Source organism: uncultured Sunxiuqinia sp., from assembly GCF_963974515.1.
In the GTDB taxonomy this organism is placed as follows: Bacteria; Bacteroidota; Bacteroidia; order Bacteroidales; family Prolixibacteraceae; genus Sunxiuqinia.
In genome coordinates, this window is sequence record NZ_CAXBDD010000156.1 from 1 (window position 1) to 5,802 (window position 5,802).

Annotated in this window: 6 protein-coding genes; 4 read left to right on the forward strand and 2 right to left on the reverse strand. The window is 48.4% G+C overall.

Annotated features, from left to right (window positions below; all coding sequences use genetic code 11):
* A partial coding sequence (locus AAC033_RS18045) for an RNA polymerase sigma factor (protein WP_339740734.1) occupies positions 1–504 on the reverse strand: 504 nt, incomplete at its 3' end.
* Positions 505–650: 146 nt separating this feature from the next.
* Between AAC033_RS18045 and AAC033_RS18050 the strand changes: the two genes are divergently transcribed.
* Positions 651–2,648: an OmpA family protein gene (locus AAC033_RS18050; RefSeq protein WP_339740736.1), complete on the forward strand. Its 1,998-nt coding sequence runs from the start codon at positions 651–653 to the stop codon at positions 2,646–2,648.
* A 133-nt stretch (positions 2,649–2,781) separates the two neighbouring features.
* On the opposite strand, the gene AAC033_RS18055 is transcribed toward AAC033_RS18050, so the two are convergent.
* Positions 2,782–3,066 (reverse strand): hypothetical protein, encoded by a 285-nt coding sequence (locus AAC033_RS18055; RefSeq protein WP_339740738.1) that lies wholly within the window; start codon positions 3,064–3,066, stop codon positions 2,782–2,784.
* A 14-nt stretch (positions 3,067–3,080) separates the two neighbouring features.
* Here AAC033_RS18055 and ilvA point away from each other — a divergent pair, with 14 nt between their 5' ends.
* From ilvA to AAC033_RS18070, 3 genes are all read left to right on the forward strand, one after another.
* Positions 3,081–4,337: a threonine ammonia-lyase gene (gene ilvA, locus AAC033_RS18060; RefSeq protein ID WP_339740739.1), complete on the forward strand. Its 1,257-nt coding sequence runs from the start codon at positions 3,081–3,083 to the stop codon at positions 4,335–4,337.
* An 18-nt stretch (positions 4,338–4,355) separates the two neighbouring features.
* Positions 4,356–5,126, forward strand: coding sequence for a DUF5995 family protein (locus AAC033_RS18065; protein WP_339740742.1), 771 nt, complete (start codon positions 4,356–4,358; stop codon positions 5,124–5,126).
* A 131-nt stretch (positions 5,127–5,257) separates the two neighbouring features.
* Positions 5,258–5,802: acetate uptake transporter (locus tag AAC033_RS18070; protein WP_339740745.1), on the forward strand; the 545-nt coding region annotated here is incomplete at its 3' end.

A 5,802-nucleotide genomic window follows, 5' to 3' on the forward strand; every position in this document is an offset into this window, starting at 1 on the left:
GATTTCGGCATAAGGAAGATTAAAGTAGAAGCGCAGGTAGATGAGTTCCCGCTGTCGCTCGGGTAGGTCATTGATGGCCCCGGTCATCGAAGTCCGGAGTTGTGTGGAGATTTCTTCCACCTCCATGAACTCGGCAGCAGAAAAGGAAAACGTCTCCTTTTCGTCCAAGCCTGATTTTCCATCGTAGATTTGTGAAACGTATTGCTCTTTGTTTTCGAACAATTTTCGCCGAAGCGAGGTGATGAGGTAAGCTTTCGCATTTTGCACCTGACCAATCGTTTCGCGTCGTTCCCAAATTCGAACAAATACATCCTGAATGGAATCCTTAACCAGGTCGGGATGATTGAAAATTTTGATTCCATAGCGATACAAATCGGAATAAAAGCAGGTGAAAATTTCGGATAAGGCGACCTCATCTCCGATTTTCATTTTTTCCCAAGTCAGGTTGATATGGATGCTTTCACCTCCCATGTTAATCCGGATTGCTAGCTTAATGTGTGTCAAAAGAAACGAAATATTTGTGAATTTCGAAGGAAAGGCACCGAATTACTTTTTCGAATCTCACGATAGGGATACTTTATCTTTTCGTTTTTCGTTTTCCCATAACAAACAAATTTGGTTACTTTTATTGCCTTAATCAGCCAGTATTCATGAAGCGGACGTTTTTTGTTGCCACTCTCTTTTTAGCCCTGCTTATTTTGGGATCCTGTTCATCTCAAAAAAACTATCGTTTGGGAAGCCTGTCCTACGAAATTGGCGAATACTACCGGGCAACCGAGAAATACCGCAAAGCTTACCGCAAAGACGACAACCTGCAACACAAGATGGAAATGGCCTATCAGATGGCCGAAGCCTACCGCGCCATTGGCGATTACGGCAGGGCTGCCATTTGGTACCAGAATGCCATTCGCCGGCAACATCCCGATTATAAGGCGGTCCTCCATTGGGCCGACTGTTTGCGGGCCACCCAAAAATACGAAGAAGCCATTGAAGCTTACCAACAATACCTGGATTCTTTCCCTACCGATATTCAGGCCATCAACGGGCTGGATGCCTGTCGCTATACGCAGGAATGGGAAGCCAACCCAACCCGGTATGTTGTGAATACCGTTCGTGAGTTAAATTCAAGATATAGTGACTACACACCCGTGTTTGTGGGTGGCAGAGACAACGAAATCCTGCTGACTTCGGCCCGCGAGAACAATGTTGGCCGCAAGGAAAGTGCCATTACCGGGGCTTATTTTGCTGATATTTACCGGGCTGAATACCAGGTTCAGCGTCAGAAATGGGGACCACCCCAATTGATTGATGAATCGGGCCTGATTAATTCACCGGATGAAGAAGGAGCGGTAACGCTTTCGCCAAGCGGCGATGAAATGATTTTCACCCGTGCCCGCTACGACAAGCAAGCCGACAAGGGAGCCGAGCTCTATCGGGTGAAAATGTCGCGTGGCAACTGGTCCGAACCGGTCAAGCTGGACTTGGTCGGTGACAGTTTGATTGCAGCTCATCCATCACTCTCGGCCGATGGCGATACACTCTATTTTGTATCAGACAGGCCCGGAGGTTATGGTGGGAAAGACATCTGGATGGCAACCCGCAATGGCGGTTCCTTTTCGACCCCGGTTAACCTGGGATCCAAGATCAACACTCCCGGCGACGAAGTATTTCCAACGATCCATTCCAGCGGGGAGCTGTACTTTTCGTCGAACTACCACATGGGCATGGGCGGGCTTGATATTTTTAAGGCCACCCGCAATGAAGAAGGCGAATGGCACCTTCAAAACTTAAAGGCTCCGATCAACTCAACAGGCGACGATTTTGGCATGGCCTTTATTGAAGGTGAAGAGGTGCGTGGCATGTTTGCCTCAAACCGCAAAGGCTCACGCAGCGATGATATTTATTCGTTCTACCTGCCCCCGAAAATCTTTCGGGTTTCGGGTGAAATCTACGACAAGGAAACCGGCCAGCGAATGGATGGCGCCCGCATCCGAATCATTGGAACTGATGGTACCAACCTGAGAATGCGGGCCGACAAAGGGCAGTTCCAGATGAAGCTGAACCCGGAAACCGAGTATGTTTTTGCCGCTTTTAAAGATGGCTATTTGAATGACAAAGCCCGGGAATCAACCATCGGGCTGGACGACAGCCAGGATTTTCGGGTGGACCTGTATCTGACACCAACCGATGCACCCATCAAAGTGGACAACATCAACTACGAGTTTGGCAGCTGGGAGCTGCTGCCCCAATCGGTGCATGCACTGGATAGTTTAGTCGGTATTTTGGAGCTGAACCCAACCATCACTATCGAGCTGATGGCCCATACCGACTTTGTGGGTTCGGAGCAATTCAACTTCGACCTATCGCAAAAACGAGCCCAGGCGGTTGTGGATTTCCTCATTCAAAAAGGGATCAACCCGGACCGTTTGGTCGCCAAAGGCTACGGCGAAACCTGGCCCAAGAAGGTGACCCGCAACATGGCTCAACAGCATGACTTTCTGAAACGTAACGATGAATTGACCGAAGAATTCATTAACCAGCTCACTCCCGAGCAACAGGAGATCGCCAAAGCTCTGAACCGACGCACGGAATTCCGGGTGCTTTCGACCGATTTCTATGAGACATTTGCTCCTGAAGTGGAAGAGTAGCGGGATCACAAAAGACAGTATTTGCTTTAAAAACAGCCCATCGTCATTGGAGCTCAGGCGTTGTCATTTATTGGCATTCGATAGTCATTGATTTTTTCTTCAGGCAACCAAAAGCCCGAATACGCCAATGAGGCTAAGCAAATTGTGCCGCTGACTCCCGGTCATGAAAGCTTTTCATTCCGATGGGGTTCAGGCAGAAAGCAACGGGTGAATGTCGCCAAATGACTATTTGTGAATTCGGTGCAAGAATATCGTCCAAAAACCAGCCGATTTCGAATGAGATCTCCTGAATCAGTCGGCGGGCATCATTTCCTAACAAAATTGCATCAATCACTTTCCTGACGAACGAAAGTCGCTTACTTTTGCGGGGCACAAATTCAGAAAATGAACTGAACTGCGCATCAAATGTTGCTTCCATATAAATAAAAAGAGATGACAAAACAATATTTCCCGACCCTGCAAAATGTCAACAAGGCCAAGCTAACGCTCAATGAAATTCTAACTTCAACACCGCTGACCGAAAACCTCAACCTTTCGGAGCAGTTTGGGGCCAAGGTGTTTTTAAAGCGTGAGGATTTGCAAATAGTTCGGTCGTACAAAATACGGGGCGCTTACAACAAAATTCGAAGCCTGAGCAGCGATCAGCGCAACAACGGCATTGTGTGTGCCAGCGCCGGGAACCACGCCCAAGGTGTGGCCTATTCGTGCCAAAGACTGGGCATTCGCGGCAAGATTTACATGCCCACTACCACCCCAAAGCAAAAAATTAAGCAGGTGCAAATGTTTGGCAAACAGTTCGTCGATATTGTGCTACATGGCGATACCTACGACGATGCCAGCGCCGAAGCCTGGAAAGACTGCACCGACAACAAGAAAACTTATATCCACCCTTTTGATGATCCGTTGATTATTGAAGGACAAGCGACCACTGCACTCGAAATTTTGCAAGACTCGACGCATGAAATTGATTACCTGTTTGTGCCCATTGGCGGAGGCGGACTGATTGCCGGTGTGGGAAGCTATTTCAAACAAATGCATCCCAGCACTAAGATTATCGGGGTCGAACCGGCCGGTGCGCCCTCCATGAAAGAATCGCTGAAGCAAGGGCAGGTGATCACCCTGCAAGACATCGATAAATTTGTTGACGGGGCCGCCGTCCAGCGAGTAGGCGACATTCCTTTCGAGATTTGCCAGCAGGTGGTTGACGACATTGTCCTGGTTCCCGAAGGCCGAATCTGTACCAAAATTCTGGAACTCTACAACCGCGACGCCATTGTGGTTGAACCGGCCGGGGCTTTGTCCATTGCTGCCCTGGATTATTATGCTGATCAAATCAAAGGTAAAAATGTCGTCTGCATCGTGTCGGGCAGCAACAACGACATTACCCGAACCGAGGAAATTAAAGAACGCTCGCTCCTGTTCGAAGGACTAAAGCATTACTTTATTGTCCGGTTTCCACAGCGTGCAGGCGCTTTACGCGATTTCGTTGAGCATGTACTTGGCCCCACGGACGACATTACTCATTTCGAATACTCGAAGAAAAACAGCCGCGAGCGAGGCCCTGCCTTCGTAGGCATTGAGCTGACGAACAAAAATGATTTTGACGGATTAGTGCAACGCATGGCCGAGCATGGCTTTGTGTACGAATATGTAAATGAAAAGCCCGACCTGTTCCAGTACCTGATTTGAGTTTAAACAACGAATCGAATGAATATGCGCGAAAAGCCAATCAACACCATCTACGGGGTCATCGAAACCCTGGAATACATCATTCAATATTCAGAAAAAAACAATGATCCCTCGGGCTATTTCGCGGCCTTGTATCAAAGAGTAACCATCAAGGTAAAGGAAGAAATTGAGAACAATTATTTTGACGATGGCCCGCGCATGGAGCAATTGGACGTGCTGTTTGCCAACCGATATATCGATGCCTGGGTTGCCCACAAAGCCGGAACACCAATCAGCGCAAGCTGGTCAAAAGCTTTTGAACTGGCAACGGACTATTGGCCCATCGTTTTGCAACACCTGCTGCTGGGGATGAATGCCCACATCAACTTTGACCTGGGAATTTCGGCGGCAGAAGTGTCGCGGGGTAAAAAGCTGGACGAGCTGCACCCAGATTTCAACCGGATCAACGAAATTCTTTCGTCGCTGGTGCATGAAGTGCAGGACAATCTTTCGGTGGTTTGGCCAGCCTTGAAATACATTCTGAAGTGGACAGGCAAGATTGATGACTACTTAGTTGATTTCAGTATGAAACTGGCACGCGACGGCGCCTGGAAATTTGCAACCGAAGTGTCCGGCACCAGCGATGAAGAACTGGAAGCTTGTCTCAGCAGGCGCGATCAGCGGGTTGCTAGAAAAGTCAGTGTCATCATCCAGCCCGGGATGATTGCCGCAGCGGTCTTGACACTGGTGCGCCTGACCGAGCGGGGAACCGTACCCGAGAAAATTAGAAAATTGAAGCGCGCCAGATAAGCCTTTTGAGCTACATTATCAAATCGATAATCTTTCAAAAGAACCATGCCCATTAACTGAAAGCAGATAGACCAAATCAAAAAATCCGTTAGTTTTGCGCCGAATTAAAAACAACTAAAAATCACTCGGTAATGAACAACGTTAAATTAGGAAACCCTGCGGTCGTTGGGTTAGCAGGATTCGGCCTGACCACGCTACTGCTTCAATTTCACAACCTGGGCTGGATTGGTCTGGGCCCCGTCATCTCCATGGGTTTTATATTTGGAGGCTTGGCCCAACTGGTGGCCGGTTTCATGGAGCAAAAAGCAGGAAATAACTTCGGCTTTGGAGCTTTCACAAGCTATGGCTCTTTTTGGATTGGATTGGGTTTGATTTGGCTGTTAAACCACATGGGCGTTTACCAGTCGTCGCATACCGATGTTGGGTTTTTCCTCGTGGGCTGGACGCTACTTACGGCTATCTTCTGGATTGGCTCCATGTTCATCCACAAAGCCATGTTTTTCACATTCACCACATTGTTGCTGGGCTTTGTGTTGCTCGATCTAGGTCATTTCGGCTGGCCATCCATGAATATTGTTGCGGCTGTGGTGCTGATTGTTTGTGCATTATCGGCTTGGTATATGATGGCGGCCATTATTCTGAACGACGTGGCTGGACGGGAAATCCTCAAATCCGG

Coding starts and splice junctions, on each gene's coding strand:
- AAC033_RS18050 (WP_339740736.1), top strand. CDS start 651: ATGAAGCGGACGTTTTTTGTTGCCACTCTCTTTTTAGCCCTGCTTATT.
- AAC033_RS18055 (WP_339740738.1), bottom strand. CDS start 3,066: ATGGAAGCAACATTTGATGCGCAGTTCAGTTCATTTTCTGAATTTGTG.
- ilvA (WP_339740739.1), top strand. CDS start 3,081: ATGACAAAACAATATTTCCCGACCCTGCAAAATGTCAACAAGGCCAAG.
- AAC033_RS18065 (WP_339740742.1), top strand. CDS start 4,356: ATGAATATGCGCGAAAAGCCAATCAACACCATCTACGGGGTCATCGAA.